Genomic DNA, 21,912 nt, shown 5'->3' with positions numbered 1-21,912 from the left:
CCCCTTTCCTCTTCCGGCCGCTTCGACCGGATTTCTCCGACCCCGAGGGGGTCAGGCTCGCTGTGGGCCGGTGGCGTGTCGTACGGCCACCGCGTCACTTCTTCACACGAACGGTCTTCGTCGACCGGGTTTCGAGAGTCATCTCGTCGGCCTCCGCGACCTTCGCCTTGAGTCGCACAGTACCTGCCGCGGCGTCGACCACGTCCACCACCTTCGCAAGCAGTTTCGCAGTGTCCGCGTTGCCCGAGGCGCCGGCCAGCTGGACCGCCCGGCCCAGTCGGGCCGTCGCGCCGTCGATGTCTCCCGCTTTGCGCAGTTCCATCCCCTGCTGGATGGCCTGTGCCAGTTCGGCCTGGCCGGTGTAGTGGGCGACCTGGGGGTTGATCGAGGTGGAGGCGGCCACGTCGTCGGTCCACACGGCGCGCACCAGGCCCTGTGCGCCGAGGTTCCGCACGCCGCCGTCCCCGCCGCCGGCCCCGGGGGAGGCGCCTGCGCGCTGCGGCACGACCACGGAGACGCGGGCGGCGAGCATCTCCCGCCCGACGTCCGCGGCGGGGACCTCCACGCACAGGTGGTAGTCGCGGGACTCGTCGCCCCACGATCCGGTGGGGTAGTCGCCCGCCCGTGGGCCCGCGTCGACGCGGCGGCCGGTCAGCTCCTCCATCGTCGGCGCGACCTGCTTGAGGAACCTGATGCCTGCACCGACCGGCGTCCACACCCGCAGGGCGACGTCCGCGACCTCCTTGCCCATCGCCGTCTCCATCATCCGCGTGAAGTCGGCGGCCAGGCCCGCCGGGTCGGCGACGATGTCGGCGGTGCCGAACAGCGCGGAGGCGACCGCTGTGACCTCTCTCACCTCCCAGTCGGTACCCACGCCGCGGGCGTCGCAGGTGAAGCGCCCGGCGCAGGCGTCGAGCGTGGCCCTGAGGTCCTCCGCCGACTCGTGCTCGTTGCGGCCGTCGGTGAGCAGGATGCCGTGCCGGATGGCGGCGTCCGCCGGCGACAGCAGCCGGTCGGCCAGCCGGAGCCAGGTGCCGATGGCCGTGCCGCCGCCCGCGCTCAGCCTGCGCAGCGCCTGCTTGGCCTGTGCGCGGGTGGTGGTGCCGGCGACGGCGAGCCGCCCGCCGCCGGGGTAGACCTCCGTGGCCACGTGCGTGCCGCCGATGACCGCGAAGTGCACACCGTCCCGCAGGGTGTCGATGGCGGCTGCCGTGGCGTCGCGCGCGTTGCGCATCTTCGCCGGCGGGTAGTCCATCGAACCCGAGCAGTCGACCATGAGCGCCACGGCGGCGGACGGCCCCCGGCCGGGTGCGTACGCGTGCGGTGCGGCGGCCGCGCCGCCCAGGGCGCCGCCGCCGGTCGCGGTCACCGTGATGACGGCGTTGACCTCGCGGCCGCCCTCCGGCAGGTACTCGTTCTGGTACACGTCCACCGAGAACCGCGGGTCGTTCGACTTCGTGAAATTGGCCATGGCCTTCTCAGATCCCCCCTCTGAGCCCCGCGAACGGGGACGACGTATCGACACGGACCGGTCCCCTCCGGCCTCTTGGCGCCTCCCCGTGACCGCTTTCCCCGGCCCCCTGCCGGGGACCTGCCCCCTGGTGAGCGCCGGGCCGCGGCTCCCCGCGGTGCGGCCCGGCGTACGGCTCTCAGGCCGATCCTGCCCCCTGCGGCGGGGCGGGGAACGGCAGGACGGCCACTGTTACGTTGTCGTGGCCCCCGCCGTCCAGGGCGTGACCGACCAGCACCCGGGCGCTGTGCAGGGGGCGCGCAGCGGCGTCGAGGGGGAGGACCTCGGTCATCTCCCCGGCCGTCTCCGCGTAGTTCCACAGCCCGTCCGTGCAGACCACCACGACACCCGGCCGGTCCGGCTTGAACGCGGCGGTGTGGGGCTCCAGTTCGTAGGCGTCCGCGCCGAGCCAGCCGGTGATCGCGTGCGCGCGTTCGTCGGCGTAGGCCTCGGCCTCGCTCATCAGGCCCGCGGCGACCATCTGCGCGGCCCAGGAGTCGTCCTCGGTGAGCCGGGCCGCGGGCGCGTCGCGGTCCACCGGCACCCAGTAGGCGCGGCTGTCGCCGACCCAGCCGACCACGAGCAGGCCGGCGGTGACGACGGCGGCGACGAGCGTGCAGGCGGGCGCGTTCTGGTGCGGGGTGTGCTCGCGGGCCGTCGCGGGCTCCTCGGCCAGCGCGTTGACCGCGTGCGCGGCCGCGACGATGGCGTCGTGCATCGCCTGCTGCGGGTGCGCGCCGCGGGGCAGGGCGGCCAGCAGGCTCTCGCTCGCCGCCCGCGACGCCGCGAGCGAGGCCTCGTCCGGGCGGGTCGCCGACGACACGCCGTCACAGACGATCGCCACGGTCGCCGGGGAGCCGTCGGGCAGCGCGGTGGTGCCGACGGCGAACGCGTCCTCGTTGCGGTGGTGGCGCAGGCCCCGGTCGCTGACCGCGGCGACCGGTCCCGCATCCTGCTCCATGTGGTCGCGCTCGCGGGGCTGGGCGTGCCCGCAGTTCTCGCAGTAGCCGTCGGTGTCGACCCGGCCCGCCCGGCAGGCCACGCACACGCCGGGAGCCGCGCCGGCCCCGCCCTGCGCGCCGGCCCCGCCCTGCGCGCCGGCCGCGCCTTCCGCGCCGGCCGCGGCCGCGGCCGCGCGCGGGTCCGGTGCCTGCAGCGGGTACTCGTCCGGCTCCGGCCGGCGGTCGAACCGCACCCCCGGGGCGGCGCCCGGGCCCGGCGGGGAACCGGGCGCCGGCACCTGCGGGGCCTCCGGCGGCGGCGCGGCCTCCGGCGCCGCGGGGACCTCCGGGGGCAGCGGGGAGCCGCCCGAGTCCGTGTCCGGCAGGTCGGTCGGCAGGTGCGTCCGGCCCGGGTTCCCGGAGCTGTCGGACTGCGGTGCGACCGGCCAGGCCGGGCCCTCGGCGTCTTCGGCCGGCCCGGCCGGCGCCGCCGGGCGGGGCACCTGGCCGTTCATGGTGAGCGTCGGCGTGTCGCCGGGTGGCGAGGCGGTCGCGGACAGCTCGTGTCCGCACGCACCGCAGAAACGGTCACCCGGCTCGAGCGGCTCCTGGCAGCTCGGGCACGTCGACCAGGCGGCCTGCTGGGGCATCTGCGACATCAACTACACCCATGTCCGGGGGCGGTAACGGTTGGCACGTTCCACCAGGTCGATCCTCTCCTCACCGCCGGTCGCCAGCCGGGCCAGCGTGCGGTACGCGCGCTCCAGGCCGAAGCGGAGTCCCCGCTCGTCCAGATCGCTGCCGAGCAGTACCCGCCGGCCGGCCGGGGCGGAGTCCCGGCCCCCGGAGAGTACCCAGTCCAGGGCCGAGCCGAGGACTTCCGCCGACAACTGCTCGCGGCGCGCCGGGTCCAAACCGTACGCCCGCAGCGCCTCGACCTGCCGGGCGGCGGCGGTCAGGTCGTCCAGGAACGGCGTGTCGGACGCGGCCGCCGAGCGGTGGCGCAGCCGCGCCCGCACGGCCGCCACGCGTGCGGCCGTGTAGTGGATGGAGGACTCCGGCACCGACTCCAGGGTCCGCACGGCCCCGCGCCGGTCACCGGCCGCGAGCTGGACGCGGGCGAGGCCCCAGGCGGCGCTGACGTGACTGGGGTCGGCCGACCACACCAGGCGGTAGTACTCGGCGGCGTTGTCGAGCTGCCCGAGCACCTCCGCGCACAGGCCGAGCGCCAGCTTCGGGGCGATCTCGCCGGGGAAGGCGTCGTAGATCGCGTCGAAGGCGACGGCCGCGTCCTCGTGGTCGCCGGTGACGAGGGCGGTCAGCCCGCGGTACCAGACGACCCGCCAGTCGCCGGGGTCGTCCTCCTCCAGGCTCCGCAGCGCCTTCAGCGCGGCGGCCGGCTCGCCGTTCTCCAGCCGGGCGCGGACCTGGCGCAGCCGTGTCTCGGCCGACGGCGACGGGGCCGCCGCCAGCGCCCCCGCCAGCTCGGCCGGTGAGGACGCCAACAGCCCCGCGAGGAAACCCGCGTTCGGGTCGGAGGGGTCGACGTGCGGCACCGGCAGGGCGAGGGCCGCGGCCGGGGCGTCGACGGGTCTGACGATGCCGGGCGTGCCGCTGCCGCCGGTCTCCGGCGCGGTACCGTCCGGCAGCCCGGCCACCGCGCCCGCGACCACCGCACCCGTGGCCGCCCCGGCGGCCACGGCCGCGCGCCGGCGCCCGCGCGGCGCCCGCGCCCCCAGCCGCGACACGTCGCCGTCCAGCGCCGGGAACAACTCCGTGTCGGCCACTCTCGGTTCGGGCCCGAACAGCGTCGACAGCGCCGGCCGCGCCTGTCCCGTCCGCAGGGACACGACCTCCCGGAGCACTCCCGTCAGCTGCTCCGCCATCTCCTGCGCGGAGGCGAACCGGCGGGCCGGATCGGGGTCGGTGGCGCGCACCAGGAGCCGGTAGAAGGACTCGTACCGGCTGAGGACCTCGATGGTGTCCGGGTCGGGCAGGCGGTCCGCGTAGACGTTCGTGTAGCCCTGGAAGTCGAAGCTCAGCACGGCGAGCGTACGGCCGACCGTGTACAGGTCGGAGGCCACCGACGGGCCGACCTCCGCTACCTCCGGCGCCTGGTAGCCGACCGTGCCGTAGATGGCCGACTCCTCGTCGTCGATCCGGCGCACCGCGCCCATGTCGATCAGCTTGAGCTGGTCCTCGGTCTGGATCGCGTTGTCGACCTTGAAGTCGCAGTACAGCAGGTTGCGGCTGTGCAGGTGGCCGAGGGCCTCCAGCGCCTCGATGCCGTACGCGCACGCCTGCTCCACCGGCAGCGGGTCACGCCTGCCGTCCGGCGTGCGGCGGGAGTTGGCGATCTCCTTCAGCGACCTGCCGCCGACGTACTCCATCACGATGTAGCCGTCGAGGGAGCCGGTGCGCTGGTCCAGGTGCTCCACGAAGTTGTAGATCCGCACGATGTTGGCGTGCTCGATCTCCGCGAGGAAGCGACGCTCGGAGATCGCGGCCGCCATCGCGTCCTCGTCGCCGGTGTCCAGCAGGCCCTTCAGGACCACCCACCGGTCGGAGACCGCGCGGTCCACGGCGAGGTAGATCCAGCCCAGGCCGCCGTGCGCCAGACAGCCCGCCACCTCGTACTGGCCGTGGACGACGTCGCCGGACCTCAGCTTGGGCACGAACGAGTACGGGTGCCCGCACTTGGTGCAGAAGCCCTCCGTGCGGCCCGGCCGGTCGCCGCGGGCGCGCCCCACCGGGGCTCCGCAGTCCGAGCGCGAGCAGAACCGCTTCCGCTCGGGGACCTCGGGGTTGGCCAGCACCATCGACCGCGGATCGGGCCGCGGCACCTGCGGCACCCGCACCAGCCCGGCGCCCAGCCGACCGCGGCCGGAGGAGTCGCCGGCCGAGCCGGAGCCGCGCACCGACACCGAGCGGCCGGTACCGCGGCCCGGCACGGACCGCGAGAGCCGGCCCGAAACCGAGCGGCGCGACCTCGACGACTGCGAGGACGTGCCGGAGGAGGAGCGGACGGTGCGCACCCCGGAGTCCGCACCGCCGCCCACCAGGCCCCCGTCGCCCGCCGGACTTCCGCCGCCCGCCGGGCCCCCGTCGCCCGCGGTGACACCGGTGGGCTGCGGGCCCACCGTCCCGTCCGGGGCGAGCACCGGGGCAAGGCCGCAGGTGCCGCAGTACAACTCGCCGCCGCCCACGTCCTCGTACGACCCGTCGCAGCCGGGCCGCTGACAGCTCTCTCCCGCCTGACCCATCACACCGTGTCCTTCCCGGCGCTCACGCCCCCGGCCCCCCGTGGTCCCCGGACCCGTCCTGCTCCGGCACCCGCGGCGCGCCGCCGAGCAGCTCGGCGGCCGTCCGCTGGTAGCGCAGCACGGCCTGCTCGGCCACCCGCAGGTCGCAGGGCGCGCTCCACAGCATCCTGCGGGCCGCGTCGTACCGCTCGGCCAGCAGCGGGTCCTCCGCGAGCCCGTGCCGGGCCACCTTCGCCCGGTACGCGTCGAGCCGGCCCCGCAGCTCGGCGCGGACCGCCAGCGGCGCCGTGACCGCCGTCAACGACTCGCGGGCGCGCAGCAGTTCGTCCTCCGCCTTCTGCTCCAGGGACTCCAGCAGCGGTGACAGGCGGTGCCACTGGCCCTGCCGGCGGTACTCGGCGGCCGTCGCCAGCCGTTCCATCAGCGCCGTCGGGGGGCCGCTGACGACCGGCACCTCGGTGGCGGCGATCTTCGCCAGGACCTCGCCGCGCGCGGCCCGCGCCTCGGCGAGCGTGCGGTCCGCGCGCGAGAGCACGTCCCGGAGCCTGATCAGCCGCTGCTCGGCGTCCTGCCGCACCCCGAGCACCGCGTCGATCTCCCGGCGCACCTCCTCCAGCGCCCGCGCCTCACGGTCGTACACCGTGGTGTCCGGCTTCCCGCCGCCCGGCGCCGAACTGCCCTGCGCCGGGACCCAGTGGGCGAGCGGGTCGGAGACGACCTCCTCGCGCAGCCTCGTCAGGGTCCGCGTGATGCGTTCCAGGTCGTCGCCCGCCGGATGCTCGCCGGGGCGGACGCCGACCGAGTGCGCGAGCCGGCGGGTGCGCCCGAGTTCCGCGGCGAGTAAATCGATACGGGCGGGCAGCGCCGACCACACGGCGTCGGCGGCGACGACCATGTCGAGGCCGGCCGCGTACAGCTCGTTCATCCGGTCCACGAGCGCCTGAAGCGAGTACCGCTCGCTGAGCCGGGCCGGAGCACCCTGCCCGGCGGCTGCGCCCGCGGCCGCCGTGGCGGCGCCCGCGACCGTGACGGACTCGCCGCGCAGCAGCCCGGTCAGCTCCACCAGGTCCTCGCGGCTGGACCAGCGGCGGCGGGCGCGGATGTCGCGGGCGGTGCGCAGCGTGCGGGTGTAGGCGTCGAAGTACGTCCACAGCAGCGTGATCGACGCCTCCGTGGCGGCCCAGCGCTCCTTGGTGACGCCGGTGAGCTCGGCTCCTTCGAGGAGTCTGCGGCCCGCGTGGTCCTGCAGGGCGAGGAGCGAGGTCTCGATCGCCTCGTGCTCCGCGCCGAGCCGCGCCAGCGCACGGTCCACCTCGTCCCGGTCCATCACCGGCCCGGCGGGGTCCGTGACGCCCATCGATCACCTCTCGCTGCGTTGTGGTGTGTCCGTCGTACGCCTGCGACGGCAGGTCACCCGTAGTGCGCCGCCGGCGGGACCGCCGACGCCGAGTTCCTACCCAGCGTCGGGGAGAGCCACTTGTCGTACGACGTCTTCCAGCCCCCGTCCGTTCGGTAGCCGTCCAGTGTCCGGTTGACCTGGCGTACCAGGTCGTCGGCGCCGAGCCGCATCGCCACGCCGTAGAACTCCGTGGTGAAGGTGGAGCCCTTGAGGGCCACCGCCGGGTCCTGCGCGGCCTGGCTTGCCGCGAGCGCGCCGTCCGTCACGACCGCGTCGACCTCGCCGAGCTGGAGCCGCACCAGGCAGTCCAGCTGGTTGGGGACGGTGGTGGTGATGTCGGTGGACGCGGGCAGCCTCCCGCTCCTGCTGTCCGCGGCGAGCCGGTCGTAGGCCGTGGAGCCCTTCGCCGAGCAGACCCGCGCGCCGGCGAGCGACCCGTCGTACCCGGTGATCGCCGACGTCTTCGGGGCCAGGACCTGCTGGCCGGTCGAGAAGTACGGCGCGGAGAAGGCCACTTGCCTCAACCGGTCGCAGGTGATCGTCATGGTGCGGACCACCATGTCGACGCGGCCGCTCTGGATGGCGGACATCCGCTGGTTGGTGGGGATCGCCTTGAACTGCACCTTGTTCCCGTCGCCGAGGATGTCCCGGGCGATGCGGCGGGCGAGGTCGATGTCGAAGCCCTCCAGCTCGCCGGAGGCGTTGTTCAGGTAGCCCCAGCGGTAGCTGTTCTGGTCGACGCCGACCGACAGGTGGCCGCGGTTCCTGATGGCCCTGACGGTGTCGCCCTCGGCGGCCGACGGGGCGAGGCTCCGGTCCTGCGGGTTCACACAGCTCTCGGCCCGGGCCGGGGCGGCCCGGCCCGCCCCCGGAGCGCCGGCCGGTCGTCCCTCGCCGTGCGGCCGGGTGAGCGGCAGCAGCAGGACGCAGGCCACGGCCAGGGCGCAGACGGCGGCCATCGCCCCGACACCGCCCCAGCCCCGCGGGCGCACCCGCAGCCGTCGTCCTCGCATCGTCAGGCCCCCTTTCACCGGTACTCCGACAGCCTGCGCCCGACGCCCAGGACGGCGCCTGCGGCACCGAGCAGCGCGAGCGCCGCGGAGCCCGCCGGCAGGCCGGTCATCGCGTCCAGGCCGTCGCCCGCTGCCTGCCGGAACTCGTCCGTCTCGTGTCCGAGCGCGCTCGCCAGCGAGGAGTCGACGTTGTCGAAGCACTCGCCGGTCGACCGGTCCTTCGCGGCGGTGCCGATGACCCGGTCGCGGGCCTGCTGGTAGTCGCCCGAGTCGTTGGCCCGGCGGGCCTCGGCGTGGCGGGCCTTCCAGACCTTCATGGACTGGTTCGCCACCTGCACCGGCCGGCGGCCGGCCTTGTCGTCGGCGAGGTCGCGGGCCCGGGCGAGCGTCGCGCCGAGCCGGTCGATCTCCCGGTCGTACGCCCAGTCGTAGGCGTCCATGACCGTGCCGTCCTTCAGCTCCCTGGTCTCCGCGCCGCGGCTGACCAGGGTGAGGTTCTCGTCGCTGCGGGCCTTGAGGGAGGCGATGCGGGCGTCGTGCAGCACGTTCAGCGAGCTGACGCCGTGCGCGTAGGAGCCGTTGAGGCCCGCCCGGGCGAGGCTGTGGCCGACGACCAGCCACAGCAGGGCGACGGCGGTGGCGGCGGTGGCCGCGACCAGGCCGTGGTTCAGCACCCGGTTGGTGCGGTGGTAGGTGCGCCGCTGGGCCCAGGCGAGGGCCGCGAGCGCGAGCAGCCCGAGGGCGATCGCCGCCCACGGGTACGGGGTCGCGTCCCCGTAGTCGGCGCGCAGGCGCTGGTTCTCCTTCCCGTACAGGTCCTCCGCCTCGGGCAGCATCTGCCGCTGCATGGTGTCGTTGGCGGCGCGCAGGTAGGCGCCGCCGACCGGGAAGCCCTGGCGGTTGTTGGCCCGCGCCGACTCCACCAGGCCCTTGTAGCGGGGCAGGAGCTGGTTGAGCCGGGCGATCGTCGCGGCGGAGGGTGAGCCCGGTTCGGAGTTGGCGGCGGCGGTGACCAGCTTGGCGGCGGCCGTGCGCACGTCCTTCTCGTAGCGCTCGCGGGTCGCCCTCGTCTCCTGCGGTCCCGCGAGGTAGCCGCCCGCCGCCATGGTGTTGGCGTCGGCGAGCGAGCGGTAGATGTCCGCGGCGTCCGAGGTGAGGGGCTGGCTGCTGTGCAGCACGTCGCCGGCGGCGGCGGCCCGGTCGGCGGTCTGCCAGGCGGTGACGGCGCCGAAGGCGACGACGAGGAGGGCGAGGACGGCGCCGATGGCGCGGAGGCGGCCGGGTTCGGTCGTGGCGGCCGCGCGCAGGCGGTCGGCGCCCTCGGCGAAGGCGGTGCGGCGCGGGGCCGGGATCGCGGCGGCCGGCGCGGCGGAGCGACCGCTGGACGCGGCCGGCGGGCTGGGGGAAGGCGGGTGGCCGGGAGACCCGGGGTGCTCCGGCCGGCCGCTCTGTGGCGGTACGGCCGGCGGCGCGGCCCGGCCGGGGCCCGGTGGTGCCGCGTCGCCCCTCGGCGTGTGTGTCACTGCTGACCTCCCCCGTGGTCATCCGTCGCCGCAAGTATCGCTGGCAGGACCGGCGTCCGCACCGGCCTTCGCTGGATCTTGATCGGATCGCAGCGCGAGGCCGCACGAGACCGGCGCGCGGCACCGCGCCCGCACCACCCCCCGCCCATGAACACGTGAGGGCGGTCGGTTCGGTTCCACGAGCGCCCTGGGCCCTGTCCGGTGGATCATGCCGGAGACGCGACGGCCGGCACGCCTGTCTGCGGTGTGTGCCCTCGGTTGTCGACGCTCCGCGTCGACGCCCTCCTCCGCCCTGCAGCCGGACGCACCGGCCCTCGCTCACCTGGGCTCCAGGGCGCCGCCGGTTTCCTCCGACTCGATCCGCCGGTCAGGCCCTGGCCCGGTCGGGTGTGCGGGGCGGGGGATGCCGCACGGCGGCAGTGGGCGCCAACGGCGGTGCCCGCAGGTCCCGTTCCCGCCCGGTGCCCGGCCGTGCGCTCACCCCTCGAAGTGCGCCCGCACCCGTTCCCGCGCCGGCGCCCCGGCCCCCACCCGGTCCAGCCCCAGCAGCGCCGCACCCAGCACCGGACGCGCCGTCACCACCCGCGGCACCGCCTTCGGCGCCCGCTCCGACAGCAGTTCCGCGATGCGCTCGTTCAGCTGCGGATGACGCGCCGCCAGGACCCCTCCGCCCAGCACGACGGGCGTCTCCTCGTCCAGCAGGCCCAGCCGGGTCAGGGCGACCGTCGCCATCGCCACCACCTCCTCCGCCTGGCGCCCGACGATCCCCCGGGCCACCGCGTCGCCGTCCGCCGCCGTGGCGAACAGGACGGGCGCCAGCTCGTGACGGCGGTGCTGCGCGACGCTCCCCAGGTGCAGCGCCTCGATGAGCGCGTACATCGAGTCCAGCCCGAAATGCGCGGGCAGCGTGCGCGCCAGCGCCGTGGGGGCCCCGCGGCCGTCCTCCGCCCGGGCCGCGTGCCACATCGCCTCCTCCGCCAGCGCCCAGCCGCCGCCCCAGTCGCCGGAGAGGCGGCCCAGCGCCGGGAACCGGGCGGTGCGGCCGTCGGGGCGCATGCCGACGCAGTTGACGCCGGCTCCGCACACCACCGCGACGCCCCGCGGCTCGGACACTCCCGCCCGCAGGATCGCGAACGTGTCGTTGCGGACGGCGACCGTGGTGCCCCACCCCCGCGCGTGCAGGGCCGCCGCCAGCCGCTCCTCCTCCACCGGCAGATCCGCGTTGGCCAGGCACGCCGAGACGTGGCCGACGGACGTGACGCCGGACGCCGCCAGGGCGCGGGCGACCGTGCCCGCCAGCGCGTCCACCGCCGTGTCCACCCCCACCACCGGGGGCCTGAAGCCGGCGCCGCGGGCCGTGGCGAGGACGTCCCCGGCGGCCGAGACGACCGCGACGTCGGTCTTGCTGTTGCCGGCGTCGATGGCGAGGACGCTCGCCGTCACGCCCACGCGAGGTGCTCCCGGTTGTGTGCGACGAGCCGGTCGGTGAGCTGCTCTGCCAGGGCGTACTGGCCGACGAGGGGGTGGGCCAGCAGGGCGCGGAAGACGCGGTCCCGGCCGCCTCGCAGCGCCGCCTCCAGGGCCAGGTCCTCGTACGCCGTCACGCCCGCCATCAGGCCCGCGTACAGCGGGTCCACGGGGGTCACGGGCAGCGGGGCCGGTCCCTTCGGGCCGACGGCCGCCTGCACCTCGATCACCGCGTCGTCCGGCAGGAAGGGCAGTGTGCCCCTGTTGTACGTGTTGACGACCTGGTACGGGCCGCCCCCGGCGCCGAGCAGGGCCGCCGCCAGGTCCACCGCCGCCTCCGAGTAGTGGGCGCCGCCGCGGCGCGCGAGCAGGGCCGGTTTCTCGTCGAGCGCGGGGTCGCGGTACATCCGCAGCAACTGCCGTTCCATGGCGGCCACCTCGGCGGCCCTCGACGGCTTGGTGCGCAGTTCCCGGACGACCTCGTCGTGGGCGTAGTAGTAGCGCAGGTAGTAGGACGGCACCACGCCGAGCCGGTCCAGCAGCGCGCGGGGCAGCCGGAGGTGGCCGGCGATCGTGTCGCCGTGCTCGGCCAGCAGCCCCGGCAGGACGTCGTCGCCCTCGGGCCCGCCCAGGCGCACCCCGGTCTCCCAGGTGAGGTGGTTCAGCCCCACGTGGTCCAGGTGGACGTCCTGGGGCGCGGTGCCGAGCAGCCCGGCGAACCTGCGCTGCAGTCCGATCGCCACGTTGCACAGGCCGACCGCCCGGTGACCCGCTCGGAGCAGGGCGCGGGTGACGATGCCGACCGGATTGGTGAAGTCGATGATCCAGGCGTCGGGGTTCGTGCGGCGGACGCGTTCGGCGATGTCGAGGACGACCGGGACCGTGCGCAGCGCCTTGGCCAGGCCGCCCGCCCCGGTCGTCTCCTGGCCGACGCAGCCGCACTCCAGCGGCCAGGTCTCGTCCTGCTCGCGGGCGGCCTGGCCGCCGACGCGCAGCTGGAGCAGGACCGCGTCGGCCCCCTCGATGCCCGCCTCCAGGTCGGTGGTCGTCACGACCCGGCCGCCATGGCCCTGGCGGGCGAAGATGCGGCGGGCCAGTCCGCCGACCGGCTCCAGGCGTTCCGCCGCCGGGTCGACGAGGACGAGCTCCTCGACGGGCAGCGTGTCGCGCAGGCGGGCGAAGCCGTCGACCAGTTCGGGGGTGTAGGTCGAGCCGCCGCCGACCACGGTGAGTTTCATCTGCCAGTTCCTAGCTCTCGGGTGCGGAATCCGGTGGCCGCCGGCCGGTGGGCCGGGGGCCGTTCCCGGGTGCGGCACCGCACCGGGTCAGCCCTTCACGCCGGTCAGCGTGACGCCCTCGACGAACGCCTTCTGGGCGAAGAAGAACACGAGGATCACGGGGGCCATGACCAGCACGGTCGCCGCCATGGTGAGGTTCCAGTCGGTGTGGTGGGCCCCCTTGAACGACTCCAGGCCGTAGGACAGGGTCCAGGCGCCGGGGTTCTCCGAGGCGTAGATCTGCGGGCCGAAGTAGTCGTTCCAGGCGTAGAAGAACTGGAACAGGGCGACGGCCGCGACACCGGGCCTCGCCATCGGCAGGACGACCTTCAGCAGGGTGCGCAGCTCCCCGCAGCCGTCGGCCTTCGCCGCGTCCAGGTACTCGTCGGGGATGGTGGTCAGGAACTGCCGCAGCAGGAAGACGGAGAACGCGTCGCCGAACGCCATCGGCACGACGAGCGGCCACAGGGTGCCGGACAGCCCCAGCTGCTTCGCCCATACCAGGTACATGGGGATCACGACGACCTGCGGGGGCAGCATCATCGTCGCGATCACCAGCATCAGGAGCACGTTGCGACCGCGGAAGCGGAACTTCGCCAGCGCGTAGGCCACCGGGAGGGACGACACGACGGTCAGGACGGTGCCGAGGCCGGCGTAGAGCAGGGTGTTCCGCCACCACGTGAGGAAGCCCGGGGTGTGGAGAACTCTCGCGTAGTTGCCCCACTCCCAGGTCCGCGGGATCAGGTCGCGGCCCAGTGCCTGGCTGTCGCTCATCAGGGAGGTGAGGACGACGAAGACGAACGGCAGGGTGAAGAAGAGGGCGGCCGCCACCCCGAGGGAGTGCACCGCGATCCACTCCAGCACGGCCCGCCGCCGGGCGGTGCGTTCGGCGGGGGAGACGGGGGCCTGCCGTCCGTCCGGCCGGTCGAGTGCGCGGGTCGCCTGGGTCATCGTCGGTCACCTGCCTGGATGAGACCGCCACGGCGTCGCATGAGGAGCGCGGTGAACGCCATGGACAGGGCGAAGAGGACGAGGGCGACCACGCAGGCCGCGCCGTAGTCGAAGCGCTGGAAGCCGAGGTTGTAGACGAGCTGGGGCAGGGTGAGGGTGGACTTGTCCGGGTAGCCCGGCTCGAACTGGGTGCCCGCGCCCTGGATCACGCCCGAGGCGACCTTCCCGGCCACCAGCGGCTGCGTGTAGTACTGCATCGTCTGGATCACGCCGGTGACCGCGGCGAACACCACGATCGGCGAGATGTTCGGCAGCGTGACGTACCGGAAGCGCTGCCAGGGCGAGGCGCCGTCGAGTTCGGCCGCCTCGTACTGCTCCTTCGGGACGTCGAGCAGCGCGGCCATGAAGATCACCATCAGATCGCCGACACCCCACAGCGCGAGCAGGGTGAGCGCCGGCTTGGACCAGTCCGGGTCGCTGAACCAGCCGGGCGCCGGCAGACCCGCCGCCTCCAGCACCGAGTCGACCGGTCCGGTGCCGGGGTTGAGGAGGAAGGCGAAGGCCATGGTGGCCGCGACCGGCGGGGCGAGGTACGGCAGGTAGAACAGCGTCCGGAAGAGGCCCGTGCCCGTCCGGATCCGGGTGATGAGCAGGCCGACGCCGAGCCCGAAGGCGACCCGCAGGGTGACCGTGACCACGACCAGCCACAGCGTGTTGCGCAACGCGGGCCAGAACAGCGGGTAGTGGGCGAAGGTGTACGTCCAGTTCTTCGCCCCGCTCCACACCGGCGGCCGGAAGCCGTCGTAGTGCATGAAGGAGAAGTAGACGGTCGACAGCAGCGGATAGGCGAAGAAGACCGAGAAGCCGATCAGCCAGGGGGACAGGAACGCGACGGTCCGCAGCGCCGAACGGCGGCGCCGGGAGGCCGGGGTGACGGTGCTCATGGGCGCCTACTCCGCCTGCGCGATGTCCGTGTCGATCTGCCGCGCCGTCCTGGCGAGGCCCGCCCTCAGGTCCTTCTCCCGGCCGCTCTCGTAGTCGTAGCCGAACTGCTGGATGGTCACCAGGTACTGGCCGCCGTTGACGGAGGGCGGCGTGGTCGTCGAGTGCGGGTTCGCCGCGATGTCCAGGAACGTCCTGAAGCGGGGGTCGTACGTCAGCTTCGGGGACTTCAGCGCGGCGAGCGTGGAGGGCACGTTGTGGATCGCGTTGGCGAAGCCGACGACCGCGTCGGTGTCGGTGGTCATGTACTTCACGAGCTCCCAGGCCGCGTTCCGGTGGCGGCTGGTGGCGGCGATCCCGGCGACGGTGCCGGTGATGTAGCCCTTGCCGTACTGGCCGGCCTGGTCGTCGGGCACCGGCATCGGGGCGACGCCGATCTCGAACGCCGGCTTGGCCTCCAGGGCCATGCCCAGGCGCCACTCGCCGTCGAGCTGCATGGCGACCTGGCCGGTGTGGAAGGGGTGCCTGGGTCCCCACTCGTCGCCGAGCGTGGCGCGGAACCTCTCCAGCCTCCGGTAGCCGCCGAGTTCGTCGACCAGCCTCTTCTGCAGGGTGAAGCCCTTCTCGAAGGCGGGGTCGCCGGTCAGGTCGGACCTGCCCTCGGCGTCGAAGTACGTGGGCGAGAACTGCGCGAGGAGGTGCTCGGTCGTCGACTCCCAGCCGTGGTAGTTCGGCATGAAGCCGAGCTGCCGGTAGCCGTCGCCCTGCCGGACGGTCAGCTTCTTCGCGTCCGCCTCGAACTCGGACCAGGTCCTCGGCGGGTTGCGGATGCCCGCCTTCGCGAAGGCGGTCCTGTTGTAGTACAGCCCGTAGGCGTCGCCCAGCAGCGGCACCGTGCAGCGGTCGCCGCGGAAGCGGGTGTAGTCGTTCATCGCCTTCGGAAACGTCCGCTCCGGGTCGATGCCCGCCTTCTCGAAGAAGGGATCGAGGTCCACCAGCGCGCCCGAGGAGCAGAACTTCCCCACGTTGTTCGTGGTGAAGGAGGAGATGACGTCCGGCGCCTTGTCGCCGCCCGCGCGCAGGGCCTGGTTGATCTTGTCGTCGGTCATGTTGCCGACGACCCGGACGTGGATGGCGGGGTGCGCCTTCTCGAATCCCGCGATCAGCGACTTCACGGCGCTCACCTCGCCGGGCGCGCTCCAGGCGTGCCAGAAGGTGAGGGTCGTCTCCTGGGACGCGTCGTCGTCGGCGCCTGCCCCGGACCGGCCGGTGCAGGCGGTGGCGAGCAGCGCGAGGGCGGCGGAGGCGGCCAGGACGAGAGCCGTTTTGCGGGACACTTCGGGCATGGCTGGGTCTCCCTGGGACGGGCGGGCCGGGGCGGTGAGAGGGAATGAGAGGGGAAACGGGGGGGAGGGGAGGCGGCTGCGGCGGTTCAGCGCGAGGTGTCGAAGACCTCGTCGCGGGTGGCCGCGAGCGCGCTCTCCAGCGCGCCGCGCAGCACGGGGTGTTCGGTCACGGCGCCGACGACCAGACGCGGCCGGGACGCGGCCAGTTCCTCCAGTTCGGCCTGGACGAGACCGCGCAGCACCTCGCCGCCGGCGGTGAGCGAGGCGCCGCTGAGGACCACGAGTTCGGGATCGAGGACGGAGACGAGCGAGGCGAGGCCGGTGGCGAGCCGGGTCGCGTACGTCCGCAGCAGCTCCCGGTACGGGCCGGAGGCGTGGCCGGCGGCCCGGGCGACGAGCGCGGCGGCGGCCTCGGCGTACGGGCCCGACGGCAGGTCGCCGACGCCGAGTTCGCGGGCCAGCTCAGGCAGCGCCTGGGAGCCGGCCAGTTCCTGGTAGCCGCCGCTGTTGGCGCGGGTCACCCGGCGGACCAGTGGGGCGCCCGGCACCGGCAGGAAACCGACCTCGCCGGCGCCGCCGGTCCAGCCGCGGTGCAGCCGCCCGCCGAGGACGAGGGCGGCACCGAGGCCCTCCTGGTTCCACAGCAGGACGAAGTCCCGGTGGCCGCGGGCCGCGCCGAGACGCTGCTCGGCGACGGCGACGAGGTTGACGTCGTTCTCGTACTCCACCGGCATCGGCAGGGCGGCGGCGAGCTCGTCGAGCAGGGTGGGGGAGTGCCAGCCCGGCAGGTGGGAGGCGTAGCGCAGGCGGCCGGTGCCCGGGTCGAAGGCGCCGGGCGTGCCGACGACCAGCCGGTGCACGTCGTCCCGGGCCAGCCCCGCCGCCTTCACGGCGCCGTCGAGGGCGTCGGTGACCTGCCGGACGACCGGCGAGGCTGCTCCCCGCCGCTCGGACGCGGCCGACGGTTCGGGGGAGGCGCGCCGGCCCGGGACCGGGAGCTCGTACTCGCCCACCGTGCGGCCGGTGACGTCGGCGACGGCGGCGCGGATGCGGGCGGGCGTGACGTCCAGCCCGGCGGCGTACGCGGCGGCCGGGTTGACCGCGTACAGCTGCGCGTTGGGGCCCGGCCGGCCCTCGCTGGTGCCGGTGGCCAGCACCAGGCCGGCCGCCTCCAGCCGGGCGAGCAGCTGGGAGGCGGTCGGCTTGGACAGGCCGGTGAGCCTGCCGATCCGGGTCCGGGACAGCGGCCCGTGCTCGAGCAGCAGGTCCAGGGCGGCGCGGTCGTTCATGGCGCGCAGGACACGCGGGGTGCCCGGCGTACCGGCGGTTCCTGCCATACGGGTCGACACCTGCCTCTCGGCTGCCCGGCTTCCGACGTGGTCGGCGGACGTCCACCGCGGGGCGGCTCGGGCCGACACTGTTAGGAAGGTTTCCTTTCGGCGTGGCAGGAACCTAAGCCCGCGCCGGAGGAGGCGTCAAGACGTCAGGACATGCTGCGCCCGCGGCGGCGTGAGGTGGGGGCTACTTGGGCGCCGGGCCCTGCGGGACTATCGGTGAGGCTGCCTCCGACTGCGGTGACGCCGCGTTCGCGTAGACCGAGGGAGCCGCGACCGCCGCCGCGGGATCGGAGGCCGGGTCGCTGTCGGCGGTGGCGGTCGCGCCGCCGACGATGCGGATGTCGGCGGCCTCGAAGGCCCGCTTGATGCGCCAGCGCAGCTCGCGTTCGACGGTCAGGGACTTGCCGGGCATCGTCTTCGCGGAGACGCGCACCACCATCGAGTCCAGCAGCACGCTGTCCAGGCCGAGCACCTCGATCGGGCTCCACAGGAGCTCGTTCCAGGGCTCCTCCTTGCTCATCTTCTCGGCCACCTCGTCCAGCGTGGACTTCAGGTGGTCGAGGTTCTCGGACGCCTTCACCGTCACGTCGACGCCGGCAGTCGCCCAGCCCTGGGAGAGGTTGCCGATGCGCTTGACCTCGCCGTTGCGGACGTACCAGATCTCACCGTTGTCGCCACGCAGCTTGGTCACCCGCAGCCCGACCTCGATCACCTCGCCGGAGGCCACGCCCGCGTCGATCGTGTCGCCGACGCCGTACTGGTCCTCCAGGATCATGAAGACGCCGGAGAGGAAGTCCGTCACCAGGTTGCGGGCGCCGAAACCGACCGCCACACCGGCGACACCGGCGGAGGCCAGCAGCGGGGCCAGGTTGATCTGGAAGGTGGCCAGGACCATCAGCGCCGCGGTGCCGAGGATCAGGAAGCTCGCCACCGAGCGCAGCACCGACGCGATCGCCTGGGAGCGCTGGTGGCGCCGCTCCGCGTTGACCAGCAGGCCGCCCAGCGATGTGCCGGTGCCGCCCTGCGGGCCGCGGTTCATCCGGTCGATCAGCTTGGTGATCGCCCGCCGGACCACCACTCTCAGCACCGCCGCGATCACCAGGATCAGCAGGACCCTGAGGCCGATCGCCAGCCACGTGGACCAGTTCTGCTCGACCCAGCCGGCCGCGTTGGTCGCGCTCTGCTGGGCGTCCCGGAGCGTGGGCACGACCGGCACGGTCCCCGAGGGGGACGGCGACGGCGACGGACCGGCAGCCAGTAGGACGGCGGGCAAGGACACGGCAGGTACCTCCAGGTGCGTCCGCCCTCCGGCGCAGCGGTCGGTATCGGCTCGGTCACGGCAAGGTCACCGGACGGGCGGAAGCACCACATTAACGGTGCACGCTGTGCGGATTCCCGGGAACTTCCGAGGAGGGCGGCGCCCGACCGCCTCTGATCAGGCCCGTGTGAACGACCGGCGGTGCGGGGGACGGGTGACGTGTGGTCGAAAACACTCCCAGCCCGTTACCGGGACATGGTGGCGCGTTCGCCGGACCTGAGGGGAGACTGGCTGCAGATCGTCCCGGCGCGAGCCACGCGCCGCCGGCGTACAAGGAGGCATCCGTGCCGCATGTCCTGGTCCTCAACGCGTCGTACGAGCCGCTCGGCGTCGTACCGCTCCGCCGCGCGCTCGTCCTCGTCCTCGAGAACAAGGCCGTCTGCCTCGAGGAGTCCGGCGCCTATCTGCACAGCGCGACCGTCACCGTCCCCGCTCCCAGCGTGGTCCGACTCAAGCGATTCGTGCGGGTCCCCTATCGGGGACCCGTTCCACTGACCCGAAGGGCGCTGTTCGCGCGCGACGGGGGCCGGTGCATGTACTGCGGTGGCGTCGCAACCAGCGTCGACCACGTCGTCCCGCGCTCGCGCGGGGGCAAGCACGTCTGGGACAACGTGGTGGCCTCCTGCCGCCGCTGCAACCACGTCAAGGCGGACCGCCACCTCGTGGAACTGGGCTGGCGGCTGCGCCACAAACCCGCTCCGCCCACCGGACTGGCCTGGCGCATCATCGGCACCGGCCACCGGGACCCGCGCTGGCTGCCCTACCTGCAGCCGTACGGCGCGGACGACGCCCTGGCCCGGATCGACGGCATCTCCGCCTGACGGTCCCGGGCCTTCGTCGCCTCGGCCGGACCGCCCCGGCCGAGGCGACGAAGGCCGGCGCAGGTCCCCACCCGCGCCCCGGGGAGGGCGTCGTCACCGGCCCCGGTGGACCCCCGTCCCCCCGGGGCCGGACGCTCAGGCGTACCGCAGTTCCCCCGGGCGCACCGAGCGGTGCAGCAGGGGCAGGGAGGCGGCCGCGGCGAGCAGGCAGGCGGCGTACACGCCGAGCGGCACCAGCAGCGCGGTGTACGGGACCGGCACGCCGAAGCGTCCCCCGGCGACGAGCACCGTGTACCCGGCGCCTATCGCCAGGCCTCCGGCGCCCGCCGCCAGGACGGCGGGGGCCAGCGGAAGCGCGGTCTCCAGCAGCAGGGCACGGGCGAGCACGGCGCGCGGCACACCCGCGGCGACCTGGGCGGCCAGGCCCCGGCGCCGGGTGGCGACGGACTCGGCGGTGCCCACGGCCAGCCCGGCCGCGGTGATGGCCAGGGCGACGGCGATCGCGGCGGCGGTCAGATCGAGCCCCGTCGTGTAGAACGACAGGGGCATCCCCAGCGCTCCCCTGCCGCGGGACTCCGCCAGGATGGCGACCAGGGTCCGCCGGACGCCCACGAAGCCGGTACCGACGACCGTGACCAGCAGCACCGCCGCGTGCGTCCGGGCCGCCGCCCACGGGTCCTCCCGCAGCCGCTCTGCCGCGATGAGCACCGCCGGGGACCCGGTCCGGGCCGCCAGCAGGCGCCCGGTCAGCGCGGACAGGGCGCCCACCAGCCACACCGCGCCCGCACCGGCGGCCAGCACCGCCCCGAACACGAGGAGCGGCCCGGACCAGTACCCCCTGCCGGGGCCCTCGGCGGCCGTACCGGCGGCGGCCAGCGGCGCGGCGGCGCCGACCAGCAGCAGCGCTCCCGCGAATGCCAGCGCCGGCCCGCGTCCCGTGCGCGGCCGGGCCCGCCGCACCCAGCCGAGCGGTGAGGCGACCACCCGGCGCAGCGCCAGCACCCCCGCCGCCGTGCCCAGCACGGGCACGGCCACGGTGACCAGCACGATCCCGGCCCAGGCCGGCCAGGACGGCCGCTGCGACAGCGCCGGCAGGGCGGCCACGCAGCCCGCCGTGGCCACGACCGAGCCGAGCGAGCAGGCCAGCCCCGTCTCCAGCGCGGTGATCCGCCGCACCTGGACCGGCGTCGCGCCCGCGAGCCGCAGCGCGGCCGCCCGCCGGTCGCGGTGCACCGCGCCGACCCGGGCGGACTGTCCGAGGAAGCCGAGCACCGGCACCAGCAGCAGGAGCAGGGCGACGATCACCCCGGAGCGCTCACCGGGCGCGTCGAGCAGGCCGTTGCCGAAGGGCACCGCGTGCCGGCCCCGCAGCGAGGCCAGGACGGCGGCCGCGAGCCCCAGTGCCGTCGCCCACAGCGCGCCCGCCGCCGTCAGCCCGATCCGCCACCACTCGCGCCGGTCCGACCCCCGGACGAGCAGCCGGGCCAGCCGCAGGTCGGTCCTCACACCGCCACCCCCAGCCCGGCCGTCACGCCGTCCTGCAGCCGCACCTCGCGGTCGGCGTAGGCCGCCACCCGGGCGTCGTGCGTCACCAGCACCACCGCGGTACCGCGGTCGCGGACGGTCCGCAGCAGGGCCGTCATCACCTGCTCGCCCGCCAGGGAGTCCAGCGCCCCCGTCGGCTCGTCCGCGAAGACGATCCTCGGGTCGGTCACCAGCGCACGCGCCAGCGCCGCCCGCTGGGCCTGGCCGCCGCTCAGCTGCCCGGGCCGCAGCGCGCCCTGCTCCGCCACGCCGAACCGCTCCAGCCACGCGGCGGCCCGTTCCCGGGCCTCCCGGCGCGCGGTGCCCGCCAGCATCAGCGGCAGCGCCACGTTGTCGAGCGCCGTCAGCTCGGGGATCAGCTGACCGAACTGGAACACCACACCGAACTCGGTGCGGCGCAGCTCGCTGAGCCGGTTCTCCGGCAGCCGGTCCAGTCGATCGCCGCCGTAGGCGACCGAGCCGCTGTCCGGGCGGACGATGCCGGCCAGGCAGTGCAGCAGCGTGGACTTCCCGCTGCCGCTGGCGCCGGTGACGGCGACGATCTCGCCGGCTCGCACCTCCAGGCCGGCGCCGCGCAGCGCCGGAGTGCTGCCGTGGGTCTTCACCAGGTCTCGGCCCGCGAGGAGCGGCCCGGGGTCGTTCGTCATGCTCGGTCGACCTCCGCGGTCAGTGAGGTGAGCCGGGCCTGCGTGGTCGTCATCCAGCGCAGGTCGGCGTCCAGGTGGTTGAGGGCGTAGTCCGCCGAGAGCACGGTCGCCAGGCCGGCGCCCGGGGCGGTCTTGACCGCCGTCAGCTCCCGCATCCGCTCCATGTGGGCGGCCCGCTGCGCCAGCAGGTGGCCGGCCGCATCGCCGCCGGTGAGGATCGCGACGACGACCTTGGCGAAGATCTCGTTCGTCACGAAGGGCGCCGGGGGCGTGATCCGGCCGCTCCAGGCGGCCAGTTCACGGCGGCCCAGTGCGGTGACGCGGTACAGGGTCCGCTCCGGCCCGCCGTCGGAGTCCGTCCCCTCGACCTCCGCGAGCCGGTCGCGGACCAGACGCTGCAGGGTCGTGTAGACCTGCCCGTAGGCCAGCGGACGGGCTTCGGGGAAGTGTTCGTCGTGGCGTCGCTTGAGGTCGTAGCCGTGGCTCGGCCCTCCGGCGAGCAGCCCCAGCAGGATGTGGCGGGTGCTCATGAGATCAGTATGCACTCAGTACAGGTACTGAGTGAATAGTGGGCGGTGACCAATTACGGGTGTGTGGTCGGCTGTTGGGAAC

The 21,912-nt window shown here is 74.6% G+C and carries 17 protein-coding genes; 1 reads left to right on the top strand and 16 read right to left on the bottom strand.

What is annotated here, in order from left to right; genetic code table 11:
- Window positions 1-94: 94 nt before the first annotated feature.
- From ACWDNY_RS07380 to ACWDNY_RS07320, 13 genes are all read right to left on the bottom strand, one after another.
- Entirely contained in the window at window positions 95-1,471 is a 1,377-nt protein-coding gene (locus ACWDNY_RS07380) for a vWA domain-containing protein (RefSeq protein ID WP_451644754.1), read from the bottom strand.
- 178 nt (window positions 1,472-1,649) lie between these two features.
- Window positions 1,650-3,110, bottom strand: a complete 1,461-nt coding sequence (locus ACWDNY_RS07375) for a protein phosphatase 2C domain-containing protein (RefSeq protein WP_451644753.1) — start codon at window positions 3,108-3,110, stop codon at window positions 1,650-1,652.
- A gap of 3 nt (window positions 3,111-3,113) precedes the next feature.
- A complete protein-coding gene (locus ACWDNY_RS07370; RefSeq protein WP_451644752.1) occupies window positions 3,114-5,714 on the bottom strand; it encodes a tetratricopeptide repeat protein in 2,601 nt (866 codons plus the stop codon).
- A gap of 22 nt (window positions 5,715-5,736) precedes the next feature.
- Entirely contained in the window at window positions 5,737-7,071 is a 1,335-nt protein-coding gene (locus tag ACWDNY_RS07365; RefSeq protein WP_451644751.1) for a hypothetical protein, read from the bottom strand.
- Window positions 7,072-7,124: 53 nt separating this feature from the next.
- Complete coding sequence (locus tag ACWDNY_RS07360; protein ID WP_451644750.1) at window positions 7,125-8,126, bottom strand: glutamate ABC transporter substrate-binding protein; 1,002 nt, start codon at window positions 8,124-8,126, stop codon at window positions 7,125-7,127.
- A gap of 14 nt (window positions 8,127-8,140) precedes the next feature.
- The gene (locus ACWDNY_RS07355; RefSeq protein WP_451644749.1) at window positions 8,141-9,649 is read right to left on the bottom strand and encodes a hypothetical protein; all 1,509 of its coding nucleotides are present in this window, start codon (window positions 9,647-9,649) and stop codon (window positions 8,141-8,143) included.
- Between the two features lie 477 nt (window positions 9,650-10,126).
- A complete protein-coding gene (locus tag ACWDNY_RS07350) occupies window positions 10,127-11,098 on the bottom strand; it encodes an N-acetylglucosamine kinase (protein WP_451644748.1) in 972 nt (323 codons plus the stop codon).
- On the bottom strand, window positions 11,089-12,354 hold the full coding sequence (locus tag ACWDNY_RS07345; RefSeq protein WP_451644747.1) for a 6-phospho-beta-glucosidase: 1,266 nt from the start codon (window positions 12,352-12,354) through the stop codon (window positions 11,089-11,091). The genes ACWDNY_RS07350 and ACWDNY_RS07345 overlap by 10 nt, the downstream gene beginning before the upstream one ends.
- A gap of 87 nt (window positions 12,355-12,441) precedes the next feature.
- Window positions 12,442-13,344 carry a carbohydrate ABC transporter permease gene (locus tag ACWDNY_RS07340; RefSeq protein WP_451644746.1) on the bottom strand — a complete coding sequence of 301 codons (903 nt, stop codon included), beginning with the start codon at window positions 13,342-13,344 and terminating at the stop codon, window positions 12,442-12,444.
- Window positions 13,341-14,288 carry a carbohydrate ABC transporter permease gene (locus tag ACWDNY_RS07335; RefSeq protein ID WP_451644745.1) on the bottom strand — a complete coding sequence of 316 codons (948 nt, stop codon included), beginning with the start codon at window positions 14,286-14,288 and terminating at the stop codon, window positions 13,341-13,343. The genes ACWDNY_RS07340 and ACWDNY_RS07335 overlap by 4 nt, the downstream gene beginning before the upstream one ends.
- Before the next feature lie 6 nt (window positions 14,289-14,294).
- The gene (locus tag ACWDNY_RS07330; protein ID WP_451644744.1) at window positions 14,295-15,632 is read right to left on the bottom strand and encodes an ABC transporter substrate-binding protein; all 1,338 of its coding nucleotides are present in this window, start codon (window positions 15,630-15,632) and stop codon (window positions 14,295-14,297) included.
- Between the two features lie 86 nt (window positions 15,633-15,718).
- Entirely contained in the window at window positions 15,719-16,969 is a 1,251-nt protein-coding gene (locus ACWDNY_RS07325; RefSeq protein ID WP_451644743.1) for an ROK family transcriptional regulator, read from the bottom strand.
- Between the two features lie 184 nt (window positions 16,970-17,153).
- Window positions 17,154-18,248, bottom strand: a complete 1,095-nt coding sequence (locus tag ACWDNY_RS07320) for a mechanosensitive ion channel family protein (RefSeq protein ID WP_451644742.1) — start codon at window positions 18,246-18,248, stop codon at window positions 17,154-17,156.
- 323 nt (window positions 18,249-18,571) lie between these two features.
- On the opposite strand from ACWDNY_RS07320, the gene ACWDNY_RS07315 reads away from it, so the two are divergent.
- A complete protein-coding gene (locus ACWDNY_RS07315) occupies window positions 18,572-19,108 on the top strand; it encodes an HNH endonuclease (protein ID WP_356856578.1) in 537 nt (178 codons plus the stop codon).
- A 135-nt stretch (window positions 19,109-19,243) separates the two neighbouring features.
- Here the strand turns inward: ACWDNY_RS07315 and ACWDNY_RS07310 are convergent, their stop codons facing one another.
- The 3 genes from ACWDNY_RS07310 to ACWDNY_RS07300 are packed head-to-tail and all read right to left on the bottom strand — an operon-like array spanning window position 19,244 to window position 21,830.
- Window positions 19,244-20,614: an FtsX-like permease family protein gene (locus tag ACWDNY_RS07310; protein WP_451644741.1), complete on the bottom strand. Its 1,371-nt coding sequence runs from the start codon at window positions 20,612-20,614 to the stop codon at window positions 19,244-19,246.
- Window positions 20,611-21,300, bottom strand: a complete 690-nt coding sequence (locus tag ACWDNY_RS07305) for an ABC transporter ATP-binding protein (RefSeq protein WP_451644740.1) — start codon at window positions 21,298-21,300, stop codon at window positions 20,611-20,613. Before ACWDNY_RS07305 ends, ACWDNY_RS07310 begins: the two co-directional genes overlap by 4 nt.
- Window positions 21,297-21,830 (bottom strand): PadR family transcriptional regulator, encoded by a 534-nt coding sequence (locus ACWDNY_RS07300; RefSeq protein WP_451644739.1) that lies wholly within the window; start codon window positions 21,828-21,830, stop codon window positions 21,297-21,299. The genes ACWDNY_RS07305 and ACWDNY_RS07300 overlap by 4 nt, the downstream gene beginning before the upstream one ends.
- Window positions 21,831-21,912 lie beyond the last annotated feature (82 nt).

Source organism: Streptomyces sp. NPDC003697 (assembly GCF_053587115.1).
This window is presented reverse-complemented; position numbering and strand designations above follow the sequence as displayed.

Excerpts from the sequence above, each read along its gene's own strand:
- ACWDNY_RS07380 (WP_451644754.1), bottom strand. The coding sequence starts at position 1,471 with ATGGCCAATTTCACGAAGTCGAACGACCCGCGGTTCTCGGTGGACGTG.
- ACWDNY_RS07375 (WP_451644753.1), bottom strand. The coding sequence starts at position 3,110 with ATGTCGCAGATGCCCCAGCAGGCCGCCTGGTCGACGTGCCCGAGCTGC.
- ACWDNY_RS07370 (WP_451644752.1), bottom strand. The coding sequence starts at position 5,714 with ATGGGTCAGGCGGGAGAGAGCTGTCAGCGGCCCGGCTGCGACGGGTCG.
- ACWDNY_RS07365 (WP_451644751.1), bottom strand. The coding sequence starts at position 7,071 with ATGGGCGTCACGGACCCCGCCGGGCCGGTGATGGACCGGGACGAGGTG.
- ACWDNY_RS07360 (WP_451644750.1), bottom strand. The coding sequence starts at position 8,126 with ATGCGAGGACGACGGCTGCGGGTGCGCCCGCGGGGCTGGGGCGGTGTC.
- ACWDNY_RS07345 (WP_451644747.1), bottom strand. The coding sequence starts at position 12,354 with ATGAAACTCACCGTGGTCGGCGGCGGCTCGACCTACACCCCCGAACTG.
- ACWDNY_RS07340 (WP_451644746.1), bottom strand. The coding sequence starts at position 13,344 with ATGACCCAGGCGACCCGCGCACTCGACCGGCCGGACGGACGGCAGGCC.
- ACWDNY_RS07335 (WP_451644745.1), bottom strand. The coding sequence starts at position 14,288 with ATGAGCACCGTCACCCCGGCCTCCCGGCGCCGCCGTTCGGCGCTGCGG.
- ACWDNY_RS07330 (WP_451644744.1), bottom strand. The coding sequence starts at position 15,632 with ATGCCCGAAGTGTCCCGCAAAACGGCTCTCGTCCTGGCCGCCTCCGCC.
- ACWDNY_RS07325 (WP_451644743.1), bottom strand. The coding sequence starts at position 16,969 with ATGGCAGGAACCGCCGGTACGCCGGGCACCCCGCGTGTCCTGCGCGCC.
- ACWDNY_RS07305 (WP_451644740.1), bottom strand. The coding sequence starts at position 21,300 with ATGACGAACGACCCCGGGCCGCTCCTCGCGGGCCGAGACCTGGTGAAG.
- ACWDNY_RS07300 (WP_451644739.1), bottom strand. The coding sequence starts at position 21,830 with ATGAGCACCCGCCACATCCTGCTGGGGCTGCTCGCCGGAGGGCCGAGC.